24 protein-coding genes are annotated in these 23,416 nt (G+C 67.3%); 17 read left to right on the top strand and 7 right to left on the bottom strand.

Features of this window, described 5'->3' with window-relative positions:
* The first annotated feature begins 160 nt into the window (after positions 1-160).
* The 5 genes from DIE12_RS23490 (at position 161) to ftsB (ending at position 5,590) form a co-directional block, all read left to right on the top strand.
* Positions 161-1,006 (top strand): alpha/beta fold hydrolase, encoded by an 846-nt coding sequence (locus DIE12_RS23490; protein ID WP_124522139.1) that lies wholly within the window; start codon positions 161-163, stop codon positions 1,004-1,006.
* A gap of 175 nt (positions 1,007-1,181) precedes the next feature.
* Complete coding sequence (locus DIE12_RS23485; RefSeq protein ID WP_124488302.1) at positions 1,182-2,834, top strand: CTP synthase; 1,653 nt, start codon at positions 1,182-1,184, stop codon at positions 2,832-2,834.
* A 3-nt stretch (positions 2,835-2,837) separates the two neighbouring features.
* Complete coding sequence (gene kdsA, locus DIE12_RS23480) at positions 2,838-3,692, top strand: 3-deoxy-8-phosphooctulonate synthase (RefSeq protein WP_124522137.1); 855 nt, start codon at positions 2,838-2,840, stop codon at positions 3,690-3,692.
* Positions 3,693-3,798: 106 nt separating this feature from the next.
* Positions 3,799-5,082 carry a phosphopyruvate hydratase gene (gene eno / locus DIE12_RS23475; RefSeq protein WP_011885396.1) on the top strand — a complete coding sequence of 428 codons (1,284 nt, stop codon included), beginning with the start codon at positions 3,799-3,801 and terminating at the stop codon, positions 5,080-5,082.
* An 82-nt stretch (positions 5,083-5,164) separates the two neighbouring features.
* Positions 5,165-5,590, top strand: coding sequence for a cell division protein FtsB (ftsB, locus tag DIE12_RS23470; protein WP_044848176.1), 426 nt, complete (start codon positions 5,165-5,167; stop codon positions 5,588-5,590).
* A 94-nt stretch (positions 5,591-5,684) separates the two neighbouring features.
* Here the strand turns inward: ftsB and DIE12_RS23465 are convergent, their stop codons facing one another.
* The 3 genes from DIE12_RS23465 to DIE12_RS23455 all read right to left on the bottom strand — a co-directional run bounded on the left by DIE12_RS23465 (position 5,685) and on the right by DIE12_RS23455 (position 7,682).
* The gene (locus DIE12_RS23465; protein WP_124522135.1) at positions 5,685-6,044 is read right to left on the bottom strand and encodes a hypothetical protein; all 360 of its coding nucleotides are present in this window, start codon (positions 6,042-6,044) and stop codon (positions 5,685-5,687) included.
* Between the two features lie 137 nt (positions 6,045-6,181).
* The gene (gene hslO, locus DIE12_RS23460) at positions 6,182-7,132 is read right to left on the bottom strand and encodes an Hsp33 family molecular chaperone HslO (protein WP_124488299.1); all 951 of its coding nucleotides are present in this window, start codon (positions 7,130-7,132) and stop codon (positions 6,182-6,184) included.
* Positions 7,133-7,157: 25 nt separating this feature from the next.
* The gene (locus DIE12_RS23455) at positions 7,158-7,682 is read right to left on the bottom strand and encodes a gamma carbonic anhydrase family protein (protein WP_057925213.1); all 525 of its coding nucleotides are present in this window, start codon (positions 7,680-7,682) and stop codon (positions 7,158-7,160) included.
* A 144-nt stretch (positions 7,683-7,826) separates the two neighbouring features.
* Here DIE12_RS23455 and DIE12_RS23450 point away from each other — a divergent pair, with 144 nt between their 5' ends.
* The 11 genes from DIE12_RS23450 to DIE12_RS38175 all read left to right on the top strand — a co-directional run bounded on the left by DIE12_RS23450 (position 7,827) and on the right by DIE12_RS38175 (position 17,236).
* Entirely contained in the window at positions 7,827-8,684 is an 858-nt protein-coding gene (locus DIE12_RS23450) for a ferritin-like domain-containing protein (RefSeq protein ID WP_124488298.1), read from the top strand.
* Between the two features lie 209 nt (positions 8,685-8,893).
* Positions 8,894-9,784 (top strand): alpha/beta fold hydrolase, encoded by an 891-nt coding sequence (locus tag DIE12_RS23445; protein ID WP_124522133.1) that lies wholly within the window; start codon positions 8,894-8,896, stop codon positions 9,782-9,784.
* A gap of 82 nt (positions 9,785-9,866) precedes the next feature.
* Complete coding sequence (locus DIE12_RS23440) at positions 9,867-10,697, top strand: 3',5'-nucleoside bisphosphate phosphatase (protein ID WP_124488296.1); 831 nt, start codon at positions 9,867-9,869, stop codon at positions 10,695-10,697.
* A 79-nt stretch (positions 10,698-10,776) separates the two neighbouring features.
* Positions 10,777-11,409 (top strand): L-threonylcarbamoyladenylate synthase, encoded by a 633-nt coding sequence (locus DIE12_RS23435; protein ID WP_124522131.1) that lies wholly within the window; start codon positions 10,777-10,779, stop codon positions 11,407-11,409.
* Between the two features lie 45 nt (positions 11,410-11,454).
* Entirely contained in the window at positions 11,455-12,117 is a 663-nt protein-coding gene (locus tag DIE12_RS23430) for a site-2 protease family protein (protein WP_044847994.1), read from the top strand.
* 8 nt (positions 12,118-12,125) lie between these two features.
* The gene (locus tag DIE12_RS23425) at positions 12,126-13,328 is read left to right on the top strand and encodes a tryptophan--tRNA ligase (RefSeq protein WP_044847993.1); all 1,203 of its coding nucleotides are present in this window, start codon (positions 12,126-12,128) and stop codon (positions 13,326-13,328) included.
* A 9-nt stretch (positions 13,329-13,337) separates the two neighbouring features.
* On the top strand, positions 13,338-13,940 hold the full coding sequence (locus DIE12_RS23420; protein ID WP_124522129.1) for a bifunctional 2-polyprenyl-6-hydroxyphenol methylase/3-demethylubiquinol 3-O-methyltransferase UbiG: 603 nt from the start codon (positions 13,338-13,340) through the stop codon (positions 13,938-13,940).
* Positions 13,941-13,987: 47 nt separating this feature from the next.
* Entirely contained in the window at positions 13,988-14,893 is a 906-nt protein-coding gene (dapA, locus tag DIE12_RS23415) for a 4-hydroxy-tetrahydrodipicolinate synthase (protein WP_044847991.1), read from the top strand.
* Positions 14,894-15,004: 111 nt separating this feature from the next.
* A complete protein-coding gene (gene bamC / locus DIE12_RS23410; protein ID WP_044847990.1) occupies positions 15,005-16,150 on the top strand; it encodes an outer membrane protein assembly factor BamC in 1,146 nt (381 codons plus the stop codon).
* A 4-nt stretch (positions 16,151-16,154) separates the two neighbouring features.
* On the top strand, positions 16,155-16,931 hold the full coding sequence (locus DIE12_RS23405; protein WP_124488293.1) for an MBL fold metallo-hydrolase: 777 nt from the start codon (positions 16,155-16,157) through the stop codon (positions 16,929-16,931).
* Positions 16,932-17,053: 122 nt separating this feature from the next.
* A complete protein-coding gene (locus tag DIE12_RS38175) occupies positions 17,054-17,236 on the top strand; it encodes a hypothetical protein (protein ID WP_185500420.1) in 183 nt (60 codons plus the stop codon).
* A gap of 20 nt (positions 17,237-17,256) precedes the next feature.
* On the opposite strand, the gene DIE12_RS39095 is transcribed toward DIE12_RS38175, so the two are convergent.
* Both DIE12_RS39095 and DIE12_RS23390 read right to left on the bottom strand, forming a co-directional pair.
* Positions 17,257-17,502, bottom strand: a complete 246-nt coding sequence (locus DIE12_RS39095) for a hypothetical protein (protein ID WP_011657350.1) — start codon at positions 17,500-17,502, stop codon at positions 17,257-17,259.
* Positions 17,503-17,556: 54 nt separating this feature from the next.
* Positions 17,557-18,777, bottom strand: coding sequence for a cupin domain-containing protein (locus tag DIE12_RS23390; RefSeq protein WP_124488292.1), 1,221 nt, complete (start codon positions 18,775-18,777; stop codon positions 17,557-17,559).
* 32 nt (positions 18,778-18,809) lie between these two features.
* On the opposite strand from DIE12_RS23390, the gene DIE12_RS23385 reads away from it, so the two are divergent.
* On the top strand, positions 18,810-19,352 hold the full coding sequence (locus tag DIE12_RS23385; RefSeq protein ID WP_044847987.1) for a peptidylprolyl isomerase: 543 nt from the start codon (positions 18,810-18,812) through the stop codon (positions 19,350-19,352).
* Here the strand turns inward: DIE12_RS23385 and DIE12_RS23380 are convergent.
* Complete coding sequence (locus tag DIE12_RS23380; RefSeq protein WP_124522125.1) at positions 19,332-20,606, bottom strand: hypothetical protein; 1,275 nt, start codon at positions 20,604-20,606, stop codon at positions 19,332-19,334. The two genes, DIE12_RS23385 and DIE12_RS23380, sit on opposite strands and share 21 nt — an antisense overlap.
* Positions 20,587-23,244 carry a DNA mismatch repair protein MutS gene (gene mutS, locus DIE12_RS23375; RefSeq protein WP_124522123.1) on the bottom strand — a complete coding sequence of 886 codons (2,658 nt, stop codon included), beginning with the start codon at positions 23,242-23,244 and terminating at the stop codon, positions 20,587-20,589. Before mutS ends, DIE12_RS23380 begins: the two co-directional genes overlap by 20 nt.
* Positions 23,245-23,416: the final 172 nt, after the last annotated feature.

Below are 23,416 nucleotides of genomic sequence, written 5' to 3'. Positions count from 1 at the left end.
GAACGAAGAGACCGGACACGTGCTGGAGCAGCGGAGCCCGCCGATCGCGAAGCATGGGGCGGGAGTAAGTGCTAAAGCACCAACTCCCGTCGACCGCGAAGCATGGGACGGGAGTAAGCGCTAAAGCGCCAACTCCCGTCGACAAAGGAGACATTGGCGTTTGAAGGACATCCTCCACTTCTCGCACGCGAACGGTTTTCCGGCCTCGACGTACCGGACGATCTTCGCCGAGCTGGCAGACGACTACGACCTGCGTTACATCGAGCGCATCGGCCACGACCGCCGCTACCCGGTGACACGCGACTGGCCGCATCTCGTCGAGCAGCTGCTCGACGACATCGGCAGCCGCTACGAGCGCCCGGTCTGGCTCGTCGGCCATTCGCTCGGCGGCTACCTGTCGCTGATGGCCGCGCTGAAAAAACCGCACTGGGTGCGCGGCGTGGTGATGATCGATTCACCGATCATCGCGGGATGGCGCGCCGGCGCGCTGCGGGCGAGCCAGTGGGCCGGGCTCGACGAGCGGCTGTCGCCGGCGGCCGCGACGCGCAACCGGCGCACGCGCTGGGCGAGCCGCGACGAAGCCTGGCGGCACTTTCACGAGAAACCCGCGTTCGCGCGCTGGGACGAGCGGATGCTGTCGGACTACATCGACCACGGCATCCCGCAGGCGGGCGCCGACGGCGAACGCGCGCTCGCATTCGACCGGCAGGTCGAATACCTGATCTACCGGACGCTGCCGCACACGCTCGGCCCGCGGCTCGCGCACGGCGCGCCGGTGCCGCTCGGCTTTCTCGCCGGCACGCGCTCGCGCGAGGTGCGGCAGGTCGGGCTCGAGGCGACGCGCCGCGCCACGCGCGGGCGCATCGAATGGATCGAGGGCAGCCACCTGTTCCCGATGGAGCGGCCGATCGAGACGGCCCGCGCATTGCAGCGGATGCTGAATTCGCTGAAAACGGCGGAGGGCGGCGTGCCGCGCGACAGCGCAGCGCTCGCGAACAGCGCCTGACGCCTTGGTCCGGTGCTCCGCGTCCGGCGTGCGCGGTTGCACCGTCCGGCCGGCCGGTTCGCCCCGGCGCGCACGGCTGGCGCGGCACAGCACGAAAGGGCGGGATCATCGCGTCAATTGCTGAGAGAAGGGCGGGCTTTACGGTATAATCCGTTTTTCCCGCGAGCATCCAGCGATGACCAAATATGTTTTCGTCACCGGCGGCGTAGTTTCTTCCCTCGGCAAGGGTATTGCCGCCGCCTCTCTCGCCGCGATCCTCGAATCGCGCGGTCTGAAAGTCACCCTCCTCAAACTCGATCCCTACATCAACGTCGACCCCGGCACGATGAGCCCGTTCCAGCACGGCGAAGTGTTCGTGACGGAAGACGGAGCGGAGACCGACCTCGACCTCGGCCACTACGAGCGCTTCATCAGCACGAAGATGCGCAAGGCCAACAACTTCACGACCGGCCAGATCTACGAATCGGTGATCCGCAAGGAACGCCGCGGCGACTATCTCGGCAAGACCGTGCAGGTGATTCCGCACATCACGAACGAAATCCAGGCGTTCATCGAGCGCGGGGCGGCATCGGCCACCTGCGGCGAACCGGACGTCGCGATCGTCGAGATCGGCGGCACGGTCGGCGACATCGAGTCGCTGCCGTTCCTCGAGGCCGCGCGCCAGATGAGCCTGCGCCTCGGCCGCAATAGCGCGTGCTTCGTGCACCTGACGCTCGTGCCGTACGTCGCGACGGCCGGCGAACTGAAGACGAAGCCGACCCAGCACAGCGTGCAGAAGCTGCGCGAGATCGGCATCCTGCCGCACGTGCTGCTGTGCCGTGCGGACCGCCGCATCCCGGACGACGAATCGAAGAAGATCTCGATGTTCTCGAACGTGCCGGAAGACGCCGTGATCTCGGTGTGGGACGCCGACAGCATCTACAAGATTCCGCAGATGCTGCACGACCAGGGCCTCGACCGGATCATCTGCGAAGAGCTGAAGCTGTCGCCGAAGGACGCCGACCTGAGCATGTGGTCGGAACTCGTCGAGAAGCTGGAAAACCCGAAACACGAAGTGACGATCGGCATGGTCGGCAAGTACGTCGATCTGACCGAGTCGTACAAGTCGCTGATCGAGGCGCTGCGCCACGCATCGCTGCACACGTCGACCAAGGTCAACATCGAGTACATCGACTCGGAAGAGATCGAGACGAACGGTGTCGACAGCCTGAAGCATCTCGACGCCGTGCTGGTGCCGGGCGGTTTCGGCCGTCGCGGCACGGAAGGCAAGATCGCGGCGATCCGCTATGCGCGCGAGGCAAAGGTGCCGTACCTCGGCATCTGTCTCGGCATGCAGCTCGCGGTGATCGAATTCGCGCGCGACGTCGTCGGCCTGAAGCAGGCGAACAGCACGGAATTCGATCCGGAAACGCCGGAACGCGTGGTCGCGCTGATCACCGAGTGGCACGACCGCGAAGGCAAGGTCGAGACGCGCACCGAGGAATCCGATCTCGGCGGCACGATGCGCCTCGGCTCGCAACGCTGCCCGATCAAGCCCGGCACGATGGCCGAAGAGATCTATGGCAAGGACGTGAACGAGCGCCATCGCCACCGTTATGAAGTCAATAACCGCTTCGTGCCCCAGCTCGAAGCCGGCGGCCTTATCATCAGCGCCCGTACCCCGAGCGAGGATCTGCCGGAAATGATGGAGCTGCCGCGCTCGATGCACCCGTGGTTCGTCGGCGTCCAGTTCCACCCGGAATTCACGTCCACGCCGCGTGACGGTCATCCCCTCTTCAAGTCGTTCGTCGAAGCCGCGCTCGCCAACAAGCAAGCGCGCGGAGTGTAAAGCATGAAGCTGTGCGATTTCGAGGTCGGTCTCGACCAGCCTTTCTTCCTGATCGCGGGTACCTGCGTCGTCGAATCGGAGCAGATGACGATCGACACGGCGGGCCGCCTGAAGGAGATCTGCGAGAAGCTGAACGTCCCGTTCATCTACAAGTCGTCCTACGACAAGGCGAATCGCAGCTCGGGCAAGTCGTTTCGCGGCCTCGGAATGGACGAGGGCCTGCGGATCCTCGGCGAGGTGAAGCGCCAGCTCAGCCTGCCGGTGCTGACCGACGTGCATTCGATCGAGGAGATCGAGCAGGTCGCGTCGGTCGTCGACGTGCTGCAGACGCCCGCGTTCCTGTGCCGCCAGACCGACTTCATCCACGCGTGCGCACGCTCGGGCAAGCCCGTCAACATCAAGAAGGGCCAGTTCCTCGCGCCGCACGACATGAAGAACGTGATCGACAAGGCGCGCGACGCGGCGCGTGAAGCGGGGCTGTCGGAAGACCGCTTCATGGCGTGCGAGCGCGGCGTCTCGTTCGGCTACAACAACCTCGTGTCGGACATGCGCTCGCTCGCGATCATGCGCGAGACGCACGCGCCGGTCGTGTTCGATGCGACCCACTCGGTGCAGCTGCCGGGCGGGCAGGGCACGAGCTCGGGCGGCCAGCGCGAATTCGTTCCGGTGCTCGCGCGTGCGGCGGTCGCGACGGGTGTCGCGGGCCTCTTCATGGAAACGCATCCGAATCCGGCCGAAGCGAAGTCGGACGGCCCGAACGCGGTGCCGCTGAACCGGATGGGCGCGCTGCTGGAGACCCTCGTCACGCTCGACCAGGCGGTGAAGCGCAATCCGTTCCTGGAAAACGATTTCAACTAAAGATCGAATGAACCATGCGACGGCTTCGCGCGTCAGTAGCGTAAGCAATGTCGGCGCGCATGCCGTCGCAGTTTGAAGAATCCATCGTCATTCTCAGAGGAAACCCATGAGTGCAATCGTAGATATCATCGGCCGCGAGATTCTGGATTCGCGCGGCAACCCCACCGTCGAATGCGACGTGCTGCTCGAATCGGGCACGATGGGCCGCGCGGCGGTGCCGTCGGGCGCGTCCACCGGCTCGCGTGAAGCGATCGAACTGCGCGACGGCGAAGCCGGCCGCTACAACGGCAAGGGCGTGCTGAAAGCGGTCGAGCACATCAACACCGAAATCTCCGAAGCCATCATGGGCCTCGACGCGTCGGAACAGGCGTTCCTCGACAAGACGCTGCTCGAGCTGGACGGCACCGACAACAAGTCGCGCCTCGGCGCGAACGCGATGCTGGCCGTGTCGATGGCCGTCGCGAAGGCAGCGGCTGAAGAAGCCGGCCTGCCGCTGTACCGCTACTTCGGCGGCTCGGGTGCGATGCAGCTGCCGGTCCCGATGATGAACATCGTCAACGGCGGCGCGCACGCGAACAACAGCCTCGACATCCAGGAATTCATGATCGTCCCGGTGAGCCAGCCGACGTTCCGTGAAGCCCTGCGTTGCGGCGCGGAAGTGTTCCACGCACTGAAGAAGATCCTGAGCGACCGCGGCATGAGCACGGCAGTCGGCGACGAAGGCGGCTTCGCGCCGAACTTCGGCAGCAACGACGAGTGCCTGTCGACGATCCTGCAGGCGATCGAGAAGGCCGGCTACCGTGCGGGCGAAGACGTGCTGCTCGCGCTCGACTGCGCGGCCTCCGAGTTCTACCACGACGGCAAGTACCAGCTCGCGGGCGAAGGCCTGCAACTGTCGTCGGCCGAATTCACCGACTACCTCGCGACGCTCGCCGACAAGTTCCCGATCGTGTCGATCGAAGACGGCATGCACGAAGGCGACTGGGACGGCTGGAAGCTGCTGACCGAGCGCCTCGGCAAGAAGGTGCAGCTCGTCGGCGACGACCTGTTCGTCACGAACACGCGCATCCTGAAGGAAGGCATCGAGAAGGGCATCGCGAACTCGATCCTCATCAAGATCAACCAGATCGGTACGCTGACCGAAACGTTCGCGGCAATCGAAATGGCGAAGCGCGCGGGCTACACGGCCGTGATCTCGCACCGCTCGGGCGAAACGGAAGATTCGACGATCGCGGACATCGCGGTCGGCCTGAACGCCGGTCAGATCAAGACGGGTTCGCTGTCGCGCAGCGACCGCATCTCGAAGTACAACCAGCTGCTGCGCATCGAGGAAGATCTCGGCGACATCGCGAGCTACCCGGGCAAATCGGCTTTCTATAACCTGCGCTAACGCGCTACTATCGGGTTCGTCATCTCGACGCCGCTCTGTGCATGTCGCGCGGAGCGGCGCTTCTTATATCTGCGTCTCTTACATGCGGCTTGTCACTGTCGTCCTGATTGCCTTGCTGGCGCTCATTCAGTACCCCCTATGGTGGGGACACGGCGGCTGGTTGCGGGTGCACGAATTGCGCCAGCAGCTCGGCGATCAGCTGCAGAAGAACGCGGACGAGAAGCTGCGCAATGAACGGATCGCGGGCGAAGTGCAGGATCTGCAGGGCGGTACTGCGGCCATCGAGGAGCGCGCGCGCTACGAGATGGGCATGGTGAAGGATGGCGAAGTGTTCGTGCAGTTCGTATCGCCGAACGCGCCGGCCAGCCCGCTGAACAACACGCCGTCGAGCACGTCGACGCGCGGTACCGTGTCCGCGGCACCCGTGCGTGTCGTGCCGAACCCGCAGTCGATCGCGAAACCGTCGCGGCATCACGGCGGCGAGAAGGGCAAGGCCGCGCATCACTGAGCGCGGGAGTCCGAACCATTGAAAAAGCGCGGGAAATGCCGCGCTTTTTTATTTCCTGTCAGTCGTCAATCGGGTCGGTCGACGCGATGTCGCGTCACCACCACCAGCCCGGGTAACCGTAGCCATAGCCGATGCCGGTGCCCCACCGGTTGCCCCAACCACCGCCGTAATAGCCGCCGTAGACGGTCACGGGTGGCGGCGAGTAATAGGACCACGCGCGCGCGGCGGCCTCGGCCGCCATCGCGTCGTTCTGCTCGCGCAGCACCTGCCGGTCGATCTCGTCGTAGCGTTTGCGCTCCGCGCTCGACAGGGCGGGCGGCCGGCCGCCCGACGCGCCTGGCTCGGGCAGGCGGCTCAGGATCGTCGACGTAGGCGGCTGCACCGCGCAGCCGGCGAGGGCCAGCGTGCCGGCTGCGACACTGGCCAGGACGAGAGTGCGGAACGGGCGATTCATGAGTTTCTCCAGCAGCGCGCCGCAGTGCAAAGCGGCTTGCGCCGAAGGCGGAACCTGCGGCGCGTGAGCCGTACGGGCGACGCTCGTGCGTCATTATGCGCCCGCGCCCGCATCGCGGGCACGGACGCGCGGCTCGCTCAGTGACGCTGGTCGGTCGCGGGCGTGATGCCGGTCGCGAGTTCCGGCGCGGCGAACAACTGCGCGACGTCGACGGGATCGAATTCGTAGCGCTGGTTGCAGAACTCGCAGTGGATCTCGACGTGACCGCGCTCGACGATCACGCTGTCGACTTCGTCGCGGCCGAGCATGCGCAGCATCGCGCCGACCTTCTCGCGCGAGCACGAGCACTGGAAACGCGTCCCGGCCGGGTCGAAGTGCTGCACGTTTTCCTGCCAGAACAGCCGGCGGAACACGACTTCCGGTTCGACCTCGAGCAACTCCTTGGCGGACAGCGTGCCGCCGAGCGTGCAGACGCGCTCCCAGGTGTCGGCGTCGGTCTCGGCGTTGCGCGGCACGATGCCGCCGTCGCCCGGCAGCTTCTGCAGCAGCATGCCGACCGCGCGGTCGCGATCGGCCGCGAGCCACAGCCGCGTGTCGAGCTGCTCCGAGTGGTGCATGTAGTGCTCGAGCACCTGCGACACCGATTCGAGCGGGCCGTCGACGCCGTTCAGCGGCACGATGCCCTGGTACGGCTGCTGGCCCGGCAGCTTCTCGGCCGGGTCGAGCGTGATCACGCAGCGGCCGTGACCGCTGGCGTTGACGAGCGACGCGAAGTGCATGTCGTCGCCGATCGTCTGCGCCGCGTCGCCGGCGAACTTGGCCGTGGCGCGCATCGACAGGTCCGAGCCGCACTGGACGACCAGCATCTGGACCGGCCCGTCGCCGAAGATCTGCATGATCAGGGTGCCGTGAAATTTCAGGTTCGCCGACAGCAGCGCACACGCGGCCATCATCTCGCCGAGCACCGTGCGCACCGGGGCAGGGTAGTCACGGCGGGAAAGCACCTCTTGCCACGTGTTGCGCAGCGACACGATCTCGCCGCGCACGGGTGCCGAATTGAACATGAATTTCTGTAACTGGTCGCTCACTCTTCTTCCTTGAAATCCGCGCGAATCAGCCGATCCGCACGAGTTGCTCCTTGAAATGCGCACGCCGCTCGACGTACGTCTTCGCATTTGCGCGCAGCCGCGCGATGTCGTCTGCCGACAGCTCGCGCACGACTTTCGCCGGGGCGCCGAGAATCAGCGAATTGTCCGGGAACGTCTTGCCTTCCGTCACGACCGCGCCGGCACCGACCAGACAGTTGCGGCCGATCACCGCTCCATTCAAGACCACCGCCTGAATCCCGATCAGCGAACCCTCGCCGATCGTGCACCCGTGCAGCATCGCCTGGTGCCCGATCGTCACGTTTTCGGCAATCGTCAGCGGAAAGCCGGGGTCCGTATGCAGGACCGCGCCTTCCTGGACATTGCTGCCGGTGCCGACCGTGATCGTCTCGTTGTCGCCGCGAATCGTCGCGCCGAACCAGACGCTCGCGTTTTCCTCCAGCACGACCTTGCCGATGATGGCCGCCGTATCGGCGACGAATACGCTTTCGTGGATCGTCGGGGCCGTCTCGCCCAGTTTGTAGATCGTCACGGAGTCTCCTGGTCTCTTCGATGATGGGCGCCGGTAGAATGGCGCGTCTGGCGTGCCGGGCGCGTTGCGTGACGGCACAAACGCTTATTGTAAACCGTCGCGTGCCTGCGCTCCCGCGATGCGCGCGGATGGTGCCCCCGTTTGATGAGCATGCAGCCTTCTTCCCTTACCGCGGCGCCGCGTTGCGTGCGCCGCGCCGCACTCGACGCGCTGCGGATCTCCGAGCCGGCCGCGAAGGCCTCGCAGGTCCGTGCGCTGTATGACGCGCTGCTGGCCGGACGGGCCGCGATCGCGCCGGCGCTCGGCCTGGACGAGCCGGCCGACCTGCCCGGCCGTCCGGCGCGCCCGCCGCTCGTCGAGCCGCGCCAGCTCGAGCGCCGCAGCATGCGCTCGCCCGCGGGGCGCGCGGTGTTGCTGCACGCGCTCGCGCATATCGAATTCAACGCGATCAACCTCGCACTCGACGCCGTGTGGCGCTTCGCCGGCATGCCCGACGCGTTCTACGCGGACTGGCTGAAGGTCGCGGCCGAGGAGGCCTATCACTTCACGCTGCTGTCCGACCGGCTGGCCGGGTTCGGGCATGCGTACGGCGATTTCCCCGCGCACAACGGGCTGTGGGAGATGTGCGAGCGGACCAAGGCCGATGTGCTCGCGCGGATGGCGCTCGTGCCGCGCACCCTCGAGGCGCGCGGGCTCGACGCGTCGCCGCCGATCCGTGCGCGGCTCGTGCAGGCGGGCGACGACGCGTCCGCGGCGATCCTCGACGTGATCCTGCGCGACGAGATCGGCCATGTCGCGATCGGGAACCGCTGGTTCCGGCACTTGTGCGACGCCGCCGGCCGCGATCCGGTTCCCACCTACCGCGAGCTTGCCGAGCAGTACCATGCGCCGCGGCTGCGCGGCCCGTTCAATTTCGACGCGCGCCGCACCGCGGGATTCGAGCAGGCGGAGCTGGACGAACTCGCCGCGCAGGACGTGCCGGACGGCCCGGCGGCGGGTTAGGGCGAGCGGGCGCCGCCGGCTCCAGACGGGCGGGCGAACGCTGCCGCCGGCTGGCCACACGGGCCGCTCGGCGGCATTTCCGTGGCAGCCGATGCGCCGGACACGTACCGTCGGCTCACCGTCGCTAGAGCGCAGCCTCGACTGCCGGGCGCCGGAACGGAAGTGCCATCGCTATAATCGAACGACCATTCTTTTTTTTGGCGACTGCAATGAATGCCTCGAGTTCTGTTTCCGATTTCGTCACCGTCCGCGGCGTCAAGCTGCATGTGCGGCGCTGGGGCCGGCCCGATGCGCCGACGCTGTTCATGCTGCACGGCTGGATGGACGTCGCGGCATCGTTCCAGTTCGTCGTCGACGCGCTCGCGGGCGACTGGCAGGTGATCGCGCCGGATGCGCGCGGCTTCGGCCTGTCCGACTGGCCGGTCGCGCGGCAGGGCGGCGGTCATTACTGGTTCCACGAGTACCTGGGCGATCTCGACGCGCTGGTCGATCACTATGCGCCGACCGGCGAAGTCAACCTGGTCGGGCACAGCATGGGGGCGAACGTCGTGTGCCTGTACGCGGGCGCGCGGCCGGAGCGCGTGCGGCGCGTGGTCGACCTCGAAGGGTTCGGGCTCGCCCCCGCACGGGCCGAGCAGGCGCCGCGCCGGCTGCGCGGCTGGCTCGACGAGCTGCGCGAGCCCCCGGCGCTGCGCCCGTACGCGTCGCTCGACGACGTGGCGGCCCGGCTGACCAAGACCAATCCGCGGCTCGATCCGCGCCGCGCGGCGTTCCTCGCCGCGCACTGGTCGAAGCGCGACGACGACGGCCTGTATCACCTGCTGGCGGACCCCGCGCACAAGATGGCGGGCCCGCAGTTGTACCGGCTCGACGAGGTGATGGCCGTCTGGAAGCAGGTGCGCGCGAAGGTGCTGCACGTCGAGGCCATCAATTCGCCGACGCTCGCCTACATCGCGGGCGACATCCCGCTGCCCGAGTTCAAGGCGCGCTTCGGCGCGTTCCCCGACTGGCGCGAAAAGCTCGTCGAGGATGCCGGCCACATGGTCCATCACGACCAGCCGGAGCAGGTCGCGGCGCTGATCGAGGCGTTCTGCGCATAGGCCGGCGGCGGCAGCGGCGGGGCAGGCGGGCGGCGCATTTGCCGCATTGCAGTAGAATGAAGCTTCACCTGCCATACCGACAATGAACGCTGATCTCCACTGCCATTCGAATGTTTCCGACGGGTTGCTGTCGCCTGCCGACGTCGCGCGCCGCGCCCATGCCGGCGGCGTGACCCTGTGGGCGCTGACCGACCACGACGAGATCGGCGGCCAGGCGGCGGCGCGCAGCGAGGCGGAAGCGCTCGGCATGCGCTACCTGAGCGGCGTCGAGATTTCGGTCACGTGGGCGTCGCGCACCGTGCACATCGTCGGGCTGCACATCGATCCGTCGAACCCGGCGCTCGTCGACGGCCTGTACCGCACGCGCCACGGCCGTGCGGCCCGTGCGCGGGCGATCGCCGCGCAGCTCGAGACGCTCGGCATCCCCGGCGCGTACGAAGGCGCGCTGAAGTACGTGTCGAATCCCGACCTGATCTCGCGCACCCACTTCGCGCGTTTCCTGGTCGAGAACGGCCATGCCGCATCGACGTCCGACGTGTTCGACCGCCTGCTCGGCGACGGCAAGCCGGGGTTCGTTCCGCACCGCTGGGCGACGCTGTCCGACGCCGTCGCATGGATTCGCGCGGCGGGCGGGGAGGCCGTGGTCGCACACCCGGGCCGCTACCGCTATACGCCGGTCGAATTCGACGCATTCTTCGGCGAATTCATCGATCTCGGCGGCCGGGCGATCGAGGTCATCACGGGCAGCCACACGCCCGACCAATACCGCGAATACGCGGACGTCGCGCGCCGCTTCGGCTTCGAGGTGTCGCGCGGTTCGGATTTCCATGCGCCGGGCGAGGGCCGCGTCGAACTCGGCAGCCTGCCGCCGTTGCCGCCCGACCTGAAACCGGTCTGGGAGCGCTGGCTCTGACGCGTCGCGGCCGCTTGCCGTTCGCCGTTCGCGCTGCCGGCGAGGCGCGCATCCGACTTCTCCCTCTTTACGTGTCCCCATGTCCCAGTTCTTCAGGATTCATCCGGATAATCCGCAGCCGCGCCTGATCAAGCAGGCCGCGGACATCGTCAGCAAGGGCGGCGTGATCGCAATGCCGACCGATTCGAGCTACGCGCTCGCGTGCCACCTCGACGACAAGGACGCGGTCGAGCGCGTGCGCCGCATCCGCGGCCTCGACGAGAAGCAGCACCTGTCGCTGCTCGTGCGCGACCTGTCGGAACTGGCCAACTTCGCGATGGTGGACAACCGTCAGTACCGGCAGATCAAGTCGGTGACGCCGGGCCCGTACGTGTTCATCCTGCAGGCAACCAAGGAAGTGCCGCGCCGGCTGTCGCATCCGTCGCGCAAGACGATCGGGCTGCGCGTGCCCGATCACGCGATCACGCTCGCGCTGCTCGAGTCGCTGGGCCAGCCGCTGCTCGGCACGACGCTGATCCTGCCGCCGGACGACGAGCCGCTGAACGATCCCGACGACATCCGCGCGCGGCTCGAGAAGCAGGTCGATCTCGTGATCGACGGCGGCGCGTGTCCGCGCGAGCCGTCGACGGTGATCGACCTGACGGGCGACGCGCCGCAGCTCGTGCGCGCGGGGCGCGGCGCGCTCGAACCGTTCGGGCTGTCGGCCGCGTAAGCGCCATTCATTTTTGCGCGAGTGCGCTTGTTACAATAACGCGATATGGACGCTTCCCTGATTCAGACCATCGCCGTCTACGCGCTGCCCGTGATCTTCGCGATCACGCTGCACGAGGCTGCGCACGGCTATGCCGCGCGCCTGCTCGGCGACAACACCGCCTACATGATGGGGCGCGTGTCGTTCAACCCGATGCGCCACATCGATCCGCTCGGCACGATCGCGATTCCGCTCGTGATGTATTTCCTGACCGGCGGCGCTTTCCTGTTCGGCTATGCGAAGCCGGTACCGGTATCGTTCGGCAACCTGCGCGATCCGCGCTGGGGCAGCCTGTGGGTTGCGCTCGCGGGTCCGGCCTGCAACTTCGTGCAGGCGCTGGTCTGGGGCGTGCTGACCATCGTGCTGCCCGCGGCCGGCATCGACGAGCCGTTCTTCACGCGGATGGCCTATGCGGGCGTCAGCGCGAACCTGGTGCTCGGCGTGCTGAACCTGTTTCCGCTGCCGCCGCTTGACGGCGGCCGTATCCTTGCGGCACTGCTGCCGCCGAAGCAATCGATCGCGCTGTCGCGCATCGAGCCGTACGGTTTCATCATCGTCCTCGTGCTGGTCACGACGGGCGTGCTGACGAATTTCTGGCTGCGCCCGCTCGTGAACGCCGCGGCCGGCGTGCTGAGCGCCATCCTGTCTCCCTTCGCCTCGCTTTTCTAACGACAATCATGTTCCCAGATCGTATTTTCTCCGGCATGCGACCCACCGGGTCGCTGCACCTCGGCCACTACCACGGCGTGCTGAAAAACTGGGTGAAGCTGCAGTCCGAGTACCCGTGCTTCTTCTGCGTGGTCGACTGGCATGCGCTGACGACGCACTACGAAACGCCCGAGGTCATCGAGAAGAACGTGTGGGACGTGCTGATCGACTGGCTCGCGTCCGGCATCGATCCGGCGCAGGCGACGCTGTTCATCCAGAGCAAGGTGCCCGAGCATGCGGAGCTCGCGCTGCTGCTCGGCATGAGCACGCCGCTCGGCTGGCTCGAACGCGTGCCGACCTACAAGGAGCAGATGGAGAAGCTGAAGGACAAGGACCTGTCGACCTACGGCTTCCTCGGCTACCCGGTGCTGATGGCGGCCGATATCCTGCTGTATCGCGGCTCGCTCGTGCCGGTCGGTGAAGACCAGGTGCCGCACGTCGAGATGACGCGCGAGATCGCGCGCCGCTTCAACTACCTGTACGGCCGCGAGCCGGGCTTCGAGGAGAAGGCGCTCGAGGCCGCGAAGAAGCTCGGCGGCAAGCGCGCGAAGCTCTATCACGAACTGCGCAACGCGTACCAGCAGGAGGGCGACGACGAGGCGCTCGAACAGGCGCGTGCGATGCTGCAGGAGTCGCAAAGCCTGTCGATGAGCGACCGCGAGCGCCTGTTCGGCTATCTCGAAGGCGCGCGCAAGATCATCCTGGTCGAGCCGCAGGCGCTTTTGACCGAAGCGTCGCGGATGCCGGGCCTCGACGGCCAGAAGATGTCGAAGTCGTACGGCAACACGATCGGCCTGCGCGAGGACGCGGAGACGATCACGAAGAAGGTCCGCACGATGCCGACCGATCCGGCGCGCGTGCGCCGCACCGATCCGGGTGATCCCGACAAGTGCCCGGTGTGGCAGCTGCATCAGGTCTATACGGACGAAGCGACGCACCAGTGGGTGCAGAGCGGCTGCCGCTCGGCGGGTATCGGCTGCCTCGACTGCAAGCAGCCGGTCGTCGAAGGGATCCTGCGCGAACAGCAGCCGATGCTCGAGCGCGCACAGAAGTACATGGACGATCCGTCGCTGCTGCGCGCGATCGTCGCGGACGGCTGCGACAAGGCGCGCAAGCACGCGGTCGAGACGATGCGCGACGTGCGCGAGGCGATGGGCCTGTCGTACACCTGACCTGACGGCATGCGCGAACCCGTCATTGCCGCCGCGGGCGGCCACGTCGCCCAGACCGAGCCGTCGCGCTGGGTCAGCCGGTGGTCGCGGCTCGTCCCGGCGGGCGGCGCGGTGCTCGATGTCGCCGCGGGCGGCGGCCGCCATGCGCGCTGGTTTGCGTCGCACGGGCATCCGGTCGTCGCGCTCGACCGCGATCCGGCCGCGCTGGCCGCATTGCGCGCGATTCCCGGCGTCGACGCGCGCGACGCCGATCTCGAGGGCGCGCCCTGGCCGCTGCCGGCCGGCGCGTCGTTCGCGGCGGTGATCGTCACCCATTATTTGCATCGTCCGCTCTGGCCCCATCTGCTTGATGCGGTGGCGCCGGGCGGCGTGCTGATCTACGAAACCTTCGCGCAAGGAAACGAAACGGTCGGCAAACCGTCCAATCCCGCGTTCCTGCTCGCCCCGGGCGAGCTGCTGGACGCGGTGCGCGGCCGCCTGCGGGTGGTCGCGTACGAGGACGGATTCGTCGCCGCGCCGCGCGAGGCGTTCGTGCAGCGCATCTGCGCGGTACGCGAGGGCGCGACCCCGACGGCGGGGGCGGGAATTCCACGTTACGAACTGCCCGGCTAATCCGCTACAATCTCAACGTTTACCGGTACATCAATCAATCGCGTTTCATGGCTAACGGCACCCAAGACGGCATTCAAATCCGCGGCAGCATCCCCGCGATCGTCACCCCGATGCTCGAAGACGGCAGTCTCGACCTGCCGGCGTTTCGCAAACTGATCGACTGGCACATCGCGGAAGGCACCGACGCACTCGTCGTGGTCGGCACGAGCGGCGAGTCGGCAACGCTCAACGTCGAAGAGCACATCCTGATGATCCGCACGGCGGTCGAGCATGCGGCGAAGCGCATCCCGATCATCGCGGGCGCAGGCGGCAATTCGACCGCCGAGGCGATCGAACTGACGAAGCACGCGAAGGCCGTCGGCGCCGACGCGACGCTGCAGGTCGTGCCGTACTACAACAAGCCCACGCAGGAAGGGATGTACCGGCACTTCAAGGCGATCGCCGAAGCGGTCGACCTGCCGGTGATCCTGTACAACGTGCCGGGCCGCACCGTCGCGGACATGGCGCACGAGACGACGCTGCGCCTCGCGCAGGTGCCGGGCATCATCGGCGTGAAGGAAGCGACCGGCAACATCGATCGCGCCGCGCACCTGATCAAGGCCGCGCCGAAGCATTTCGCGATCTACAGCGGCGACGATCCGACCGCGATCGCGCTGATGCTGCTCGGCGGCCACGGCAACATCTCGGTGACGGCGAACGTCGCGCCGCGCGCGATGAGCGACCTGTGCCGTGCGGCGCTGGCTGGCGACGTCGCAACGGCGCGCGAGCTGCACATGAAGCTGCTGTCGCTGCACAAGAACCTGTTCATCGAGGCAAACCCGATTCCGGTGAAGTGGGCGCTGCAGGCGATGGGCAAGATGCAGGGCGGCATCCGCCTGCCGCTTACGCCGCTCGACGAGCGCTGCCACGATGTCGTACGTTCGGCCCTCGTCGAGGCCGGCGTCCTCGCCTGAGGCTCAGGCGGCCGCGTCCTGCGGCCGCCGGCTCGACCCCTCATCAACCCGCACCGGCCGGCTCCGTCCGGCGCCGCTCCTGACGAGCGTTCTAGCAAGACGAAGGATTTCATGAAACGTTTCGCCTTTTCCTCTCGCGCCATCCAGGTTTCGGTGGTGGCGCTGGCGCTGGGCGCGCTCGCCGGCTGCGATACGCTGAACGATTATCTGGCTCCTGACCGGGTCAACTACAAGAACACGGGTTCGGCGCCGCCGCTCGCGGTGCCGAGCGACCTGAAGCCGGTGCCGACGACCCAGCAGTTCGTCGCGCCGCCGAGCAATGCCGGTCTCGGCACGCTGCCGCCGCGGGCGACCACGGCCTCCGGCAACGCGACCGACGGTGTCCCGAGCGCGCAGGATCCGCTCGGCATGCATATCGAGCGCGACGGCGATCGCCGCTGGCTCGTCGTGGACGGGCGCACGCCCGAGCAGCTGTGGCCGATCCTGAAGGAGTTCTGGCAGGAAAACGGCTTCTCGCTGAAGACCGACGCGCCGTCGACCGGCATCATGGCCACCGACTGGGCCGAGAACCGCGCGAACATTCCTGACGACTGGTTCCGCCGCACGATCGGCAAGGTCATCGACTTCGCGTATTCGTCGGGCACGCGCGACCGTTTCCGCACGCTCGTGAACCGCACGCCGGACGGCAACACCGACATCTCGATCACGCACAGCGCGATGGAAGAAATGATGGTCGGTCCGCAGGGCGGCACGTCGTCGCGCTGGGAAGAGCGTCCGCGCAACCCGGTGCTCGAGGCCGTGTTCCTGTCGAAGCTGATGCAGAAGTTCGGCCTGAGCGACGCGCAGGCGAAGCAGCTGCTGACCGATGCACGTCCCGCGACGGCGCCGGCGAAGGTCGCTGACACGAGCGGCGGCGCCGCGACGCTGCAGCTGGCGGAATCGTTCGACCGCGCGTGGCTGCGCGTCGGTCTCGCGCTCGACCGTACCAACTTCGCGGTCGACAATCGCGACCGCGAGAAGGGCCTGTACACCGTCCGCTACGCGAACACGATGGAAGAGCTGAAGCGCGACGGGCTGTTCGGCAAGCTGTTCTACGGCGGCCCGTCGGCGGCCAAGCCGGGCAAGGAATACCTGGTCAACGTGCGCGCGCAGGGCAATGGCGGCACGCAGGTCGCGGTGGTCGACGCGAACGGCCAGGTCGACAACTCGTCGGATGCGCAGCGGCTCATTTCGCTGCTGCAGGCCCAGCTGAACTGACCGCGTGCGCTTCGCCAGCCTTGGTAGCGGCAGCGAAGGCAACGCGCTGGTCGTCGAGGTGTCGAGCGGCACGACGACCACCCGCGTGCTGCTCGACTGCGGTTTTTCTGCGAAGGAGGTCGAGCGCCGCCTCGGCCGCCTGAATCTCGGCATCGACGATCTCGATGCGATCCTCATCACCCACGAACACAGCGACCACGTCGGCAGCGCGCTGACGCTCGCGCGGCGCGGGTCGCTGCCGCTCTACATGAGCTGGGGCACGGCGCGCGCAGTAGGCGCGGACGAGGCCGATGTCGATCTCCACGTGTTGTGGGGCGACGAGACGGCCGCGATACGCGATCTGGCCGTGATGCCCTATACGGTGCCCCACGACGCGCGGGAACCGCTCCAGTTCGTCTTCATGGATGGCTGTCGCCGGCTCGGCGTGCTGACCGACGTCGGCATGGCCACGCCGCACATCACGACCGTCCTGAGCGGCTGTGACGCGCTGGTGCTCGAATCCAACCACGATACCGCGATGCTCGCCGGGAGCCGCTATCCGCAGTCGCTGAAGGCGCGGATCGGCGGCAATCATGGTCACCTGAGCAACGACGCCGCCGCCGGCATCCTCGCATCGCTCGAACGCAGTCGCCTCCAGCATCTGGTCGCGGCGCACCTGAGCCAGCAGAACAACCGGCCCGAGCTGGCCCGCCAGGCGTTTGCCGGCGTGCTGGGAACGGACGGGGAGGACGTGGTCGTGGCCACGCAGGACGCGGGCTTCGACTGGCTGACGCTCGGTTGAGCGGGCGCAGAGCGGCGCGGGAAGGGGCGGGCGGCGGCTTGGCCTGCTTGCCTGCCGGGTGCGATGCGCGAAACCGACAGACGTAAAAAAACCGGCCCGAAGGGCCGGTTTTTTTTCAGCTGATGCTGAGGCTTACTGGCTTGCGCCCGAAGCCGGAGCAGCCGTCGCTGCCGAAGCAGCCGACGCCACAGCAGCAGCTGCGTCGCTCGCAGCAGCCGTTGCCGACGAAGCAGCAGCCGAAGCGTCGCTCGCAGCACCAGCAACTGCCGAAGCAGCCGACGAAGCAGCAGCCGATGCGTCGCTAGCAGCCGACGAAGCAGCTTGATCAGCGCTCTTGTTGCAAGCAGCCAGTGCAACAGCAGCCAACAGGGAAGCTACGAGGAGGGATTTCTTCATGATCACGTCCTTTTATGGTTAAAGGTAAGCAACAGCGCGAAACAATACCGGTAATGTGCTCCAACACCGACCTGGGCCGCTGGTGGAGACGCACTTCTAGAGCGTGAATCTTCCCTACGGCTTGGGCGGAAATTATATGCACTTTCCTATCGACCGTCGACAAATGCGGGGTCAATACGTTGTCTTTCCCATACAGAATTTGATCTGCACGGGCATACGGGGCGGCCCACTAAATCCGGTATCCGACCCGCAGCCAGCCCGCACAATACCATTCGTGCAGCAAGGCTGTCATCGAGGGAGCCCGGGATAGTGTTACAAACCGTTTCGCCTCCATGTGGCGGAGATTGGCCAGTTCGGGCAGCCATTCGCCGGCTTGCTCGAGCGGTTGTTCCTCGCCATTAATGAAGTACGATCGCGCGTTATACATCAATGCGGCGCGTCTGTCGAGATGCACGCCCCGGCGCGATGCCTGCGCGACGAACGCGGCCTCGGACAGCGGCCGCGCCGGCGGCTCGAATACGACGTTCGATTTGGGCTCGCTCAGGTAGCAGCCGAGGAATTCGGCGACGTCGCGCTTGCGCCAGCGGATTGCCTCGACGATCTCGGCGACGCGCTCGACCATCGCCGGCGGCAGTTGCGCGGGGGTGTCGACGGCCGGCTGCTTGGGGTCGCGGTAGAGCGCGTCGCCGCGCTCGTCGCGCAGGCCGCCGCGTTCCGCGAGGTAGTACAGGAATTGCGCGCCCAGCTCCCCGGCGGACGGCGCCCGAAAGCCGATCGAGCAGGTCATGCATTCGCCCTCCGCTACGCCGTCGTGCGCGATGTGCGGCGGCAGGTACAGCATGTCGCCCGGCTCGAGCACCCATTCGTCGCTCGGCTCGAAATGCTCGAGGATCTTCAGCGGCACGTCCGGCTGCAGCGACAGGTCCTTCTGCGCACCGATGCGCCAGCGGCGCCGGCCTTCGACCTGCAGCAGGAATACGTCGTACGAGTCGAAGTGCGGGCCGACGCCGCCGCCGTCCGTCGCGTACGAAATCATCAGGTCGTCGAGACGCGCGTCCGGGATGAAGCGGAAGCGGTCGAGCAGCGCGCGCGCCGCGTCGACGTGCAGGTCGAGCCCCTGCACGAGCAGGGACCAGGATTTGCGCGAGATGGCCGGCAGCGCGCCCGGCTCGAACGGGCCGTGCGCAAGTTGCCACTTGTTACGAAAATGGGTGATCAGCCGCGATTCGGCGTCATAGTCGGCTGCCAGCTCGAACAATGCGTCGCGCGTGACCGGCGGCTTCACGCCGGGGATCGCCTGGCGGATCAGCAGCGGCTTTTTCTGCCAGTAGCGGCGCATGAATTGCGCCGGCGAGAGGCCGCCGAGCAGCGGCGTGGGAAGATCGGAAGGCGGCGCGCCGAGCGGGGCGTCAGCGGCATCCCGCGGTTCGGCTTGAGACCGGTTGCGCATCGTATAATGAGACTTGTATTTGGGAGAATTGGATGAAAATCGCAAAAAACACCGTCGTGTCGGTCGCTTACAAGCTGTCGGATGCGCAAGGCAATCTGATCGAGGAAAGCGACGAGCCGATGGTTTATCTGCACGGCGGCTATGATGGCACGTTCCCCAAGATCGAGGAACAGCTCGACGGCCAGGAGCCCGGTTACCAGGCGCAGGTTCAGCTCGAGCCGCAGGACGCGTTCGGCGACTACGATCCCGAACTCGTGAAGATCGAGCCGCGCGATCGTTTTCCCGAGCCGATCGAAGTGGGCATGCAGTTCGAAGGCACGCCGGAAGACGGCGACGAGGAAGTGGATTCGCTGATCTACACGGTCACCGACATCGCCGAAGACAAGGTCGTGCTCGACGGCAACCACCCGCTCGCGGGCATGGCGCTGCGTTTCGCGCTCACGGTCAAGGACGTTCGCGAAGCGACCGAGGACGAGATCGAGCATGAGCACGCGCACGGCGCGGAAGGCCTCGAAATCGTCGACGAGGACGAAGACGAGGACGGCGACGCACCGTCAGGGCGCACCCTGCACTGAACTGGCGGGCAGGCCGGGCGCCGGCCCCGAGGCAGGGGGCGGCGCGGGCCACGAGGCGCCGCCCGGCGTCGTGCCGTCGCCCTGCAGCGGCGGCGCGACCGACGACGAGTCGGGCAGGGCCGGCAAGGCCGGGATCTCCGGCATCTGCGGCAGCGGGACCTCGTCGCGCGGCACGACCGGCAGCGCGGGCGGGGTTGGCAGATTCTTCGGCACGTCCTGCAGGCTCACGTTGAAGATCGTCTGCCGTGCCGGCGACACGTTGACCTTCACCCACTGATTCGCCGGCTGACGCGGTCCGATCGCGACACGCGTCACATTTCCCACCAGCACACCGTCGTCCGCATGCAGCGGGCGATCGATCAGGAAACCATTCGCAAGCGGCTCGCTGCTCGCGTGCATCACCAGAATCGGGCCGCGGAATGTCGCCGCCGCCTTCACCAGCGTTCGTTTCAGTTCACGGAAGCCGTCGCGCACGCGCGGCCGGTTGAAACGCAACCACGCAAAGCGTTCGGTCCGCTCGTAGCGATCGAACTGCGGATCGCCTTCGAACATCACCACCATGGCGCGCGCTTCGCGCCGCTTCGCGTATTCGGCCGCGTGGTCGATCCAGAAGCCGTTCGCGACGATGCGGTCCTCGAATTCGCCGTTGCGGCCGCCGGCCGTCAGATAGTGGTTGTTCGGCGCCGGTGCGTTCAGCGCGACGTAGACGACGTCGTCATGCATCCAGCGCGCGTTTTCGCGATACGGCCGGAACCGCGCGACTTCACTTTCGCGGGTGATCTGCAGCGCGCCGGCGTCGGGCAGCGCGGCGTCCGCCAGCAGCGTCTGGCGCAGGAAGTCCAGGCGTTCGACCGGATCGTAGCTGCCGCCGGCCGCCGTGTTGCACGTTGCCCAGTCGTCGTGGCCGGGAATGAACACGAGCGGCACGCGCGATGCGTCCAGGATCGCGCCGCGCTGCGTGTACAGCGTGTCGCGGCACGCTTCCTTCGCACCCTTGAGGTCGCCCGCATAGACGACGAAGGCCAGATTGCGCTCGCGCGCGATCGATTCGAACAGCCGCTGCGCGGCCGGCTCGTCGGCCGGCGCGTTGATGACGCCCGACACGATCGCGAACGAGTAGGGGGCGGCGGCACGCTTGGGCGGCGCCGCGAGCGTGCTCACCTGCACGAGCGCGAGCGTCGCCGCGATCAGTGCGGCTGCGGCGGCGCGGGCCGGCCGGCCCGACGGGAGGCGTTTACGCGTGCCCGTCGACATCGTGCGAGCGGACGAGCGTGCGCAGTTCGTACAGCAGGTCGAGCGCCTCGCGCGGCTTGAGGTCGTCGGGATCGATGTCGCGCAGCTTTTCGAGTGCCGGATGCGGGGCGTCGGCCGGCGCCGGCGCATCCGCGCACGCGAGCTCCTCGGCCGCGGCGGGCGGCGCGCTGAACAGGTCGAGCTGCGGCGTGTGCTGGGCGGCCGACTGCTGTTCGAGATACGCGAGATGCTTGCGCGCGGCGCGGATCACCGGCGCCGGTACGCCCGCGAGTTGCGCGACCTGCAGCCCGTAGCTCTGGTTCGCCGGGCCTTCGTTGACCGCGTGCAGGAACACGATGCCGTGGCCGTGCTCGACGGCCGACAGATGGACGTTGGCCGCTTGCGGGAATTCGGCCGGCAGCTGCGTCAGCTCGAAGTAGTGCGTCGCGAACAGCGTGTAGCAGCCGTTTTGCGCGAGCAGGTGACGCGCGATGGCCCATGCGAGCGCGAGGCCGTCGAACGTCGACGTGCCGCGGCCGATTTCGTCCATCAGCACGAGGCTCTGCGGTGTCGCGTCGTTCAGGATCGCCGCGGCTTCGGTCATCTCGACCATGAAGGTGGAGCGTCCGCCGGCGAGATCGTCGGCCGCGCCGATCCGTGTGAAGATCCGGTCGATCGGGCCGAAGCAGGCCGATTTCGCGGGCACGTAGCTGCCGACGTACGCCATCAGCGCAATCAGCGCCGTCTGCCGCATGAAGGTCGACTTACCGCCCATGTTCGGGCCGGTGATCAGCAGCAGCTTGCGCTCGGCGCCGAACCGGCAGTCGTTCGCGATGAACTGCTCGACCTGCGCTTCCACGACCGGGTGGCGACCCTGTTCGATCTCGATGCCGATTTCGTCGGTGAAGGCAGGCGCGACCCAGTCGAGCGTGCGGGCGCGCTCGGCGAACGCGGCGAGCACGTCGAGCTCCGCGAGCGCCGACGCGACGCGCTGGCACTCCGGAATGAACGGCAGCAGCGCCTGCAGCACGCCGTCGTACAGCGCGCGCTCGCGGGCCAGCGCGCGTTCCTGCGCGGACAGCGCCTTGTCCTCGAAGGTCTTCAGTTCGGGTGTGATGTAGCGCTCGGCGTTCTTCAGCGTCTGGCGGCGGCGATAGTCGTCGGGCACCTTGTCAGTCTGGCCGCGCGTGACCTCGATGTAGAAGCCGTGCACCTTGTTGTATTCGACGCGAAGGTTCGCGATGCCCGTGCGGGTGCGCTCGCGCGCCTCGAGATCGATCAGGAACTGCCCGCAGTTCTCGGAGATGTCGCGCAGTTCGTCGAGCTCCGCGTCGTAGCCGCGCGCGATCACGCCGCCGTCGCGCACCATCGCGGCCGGCTCGGGGGCGATCGCGCTGGTCAGCAGGTCGAGGCATTCGGCGGGCGGCGCGAGCGCCGCGTCGACGCGGGCAAGCGCATCCGCGTTCGCGACGATCGCGCTGATGCGCTCGCGCAGCGCGGGCAGCGCGGCGAACGTGTCGCGCAGGCTCGACAGGTCGCGCGGCCGCGCGGACAGCAGCGCGAGCCGCCCGGTGATCCGTTCGACGTCGGCGATCTGGCGCAGCGCGCTGCGCAGTGCGTCGAGGCTCGCGTTCGCCGGTGCGTCGAGCAGTGCGCCGATCGCTTGCTGGCGCGATTGCGCGGCGACCGACGCGCGCGGCGGATGATGCAGCCAGTGACGCAGCAGGCGGCTGCCCATCGTCGTGCAGCAGGTGTCCAGCAGCGAGTACAGCGTCGGCGATTCGGTGCCGCGCAGCGTTTCGGTCAACTCGAGGTTGCGGCGCGTCGCCGGATCGAGCCCGATGTATTCGGTTTCGTTCTCGACCTTCAGGCTGCGCACGTGACGCAATTGCTGACCCTGTGTGGCGGCCGCGTACAGCAGCAGTGCGCCGGCGGCTCCGCATGCGCTCGTCAGCGAATGCGCGCCGAAGCCGTCGAGGCCCGCGACGTCGAGCTGGTCGCACAGGCGCTGCGTGCCCGATGCGATATCGAAGTGCCATGCCGGCACGCGTTTGATCGCGCCGGCGCCCGCGGGCACGGCGTCGGTCGCGCCGTCCGCCGTCAGGATTTCGGCTGGCCGGATGCGTTCGAGCGCGGCGCCGAGCTGGTCGGGTTCGATCTCGGCGAGCCGCAGTGCGCCGCTCGCGAGGTTCAGCCACGCGAGGCCGATGTTGACCGCGACGCCGCGCTTGTTGTGGCCCGTGCACATCGCGAGCAGGTAGACGTCGTTCTTGTCGGACAGCAGTGCCGCGTCGGTCAGCGTGCCGGGCGTGACGACGCGCACGACCTTGCGCTCGACTGGCCCCTTCGACGTGGCGGGGTCGCCGATCTGCTCGCAGATTGCGACCGATTCGCCCATCTTCACGAGCTTCGCCAGATACTGTTCGACCGCGTGATGCGGGACGCCGGCCATCTTGATCGGCGTCCCGGCCGAGGCGCCGCGTTGCGTGAGGGTCAGGTCGAGCAGGCGCGCGGCTTTCTCCGCATCCTCGAAGAACAGCTCGTAGAAGTCGCCCATCCGGTAGAAGACGAGCGTGTCGGGGTGATCAGCCTTGATGCGCAGGTACTGCTGCATCATCGGAGTATGGCCGGCGAAGGCTTCGGGCGACAGCGTGGTCATAGGTCAGGCAGGAAGTTGTTGCTTTGGTTGCCCGAGTTTACCAGTCGCTTCCATGTGCACGCGCGAAGTTCGCCGTTCGGCTAGTTGCCGGCGACGAGGGGGGTAGTTCCGCGCAGGCAATTTCCGCTTCTCGGCGTCGGCATCGAGATTGTGGATCATCTCAATACGGGGC

Source organism: Burkholderia sp. Bp9015 (assembly GCF_003853505.1).
Lineage (GTDB): Bacteria > Pseudomonadota > Gammaproteobacteria > Burkholderiales > Burkholderiaceae > Burkholderia.
Note: the sequence above shows the minus strand (reverse complement) of the source record. Positions and strands in the feature narration are given on the sequence as shown.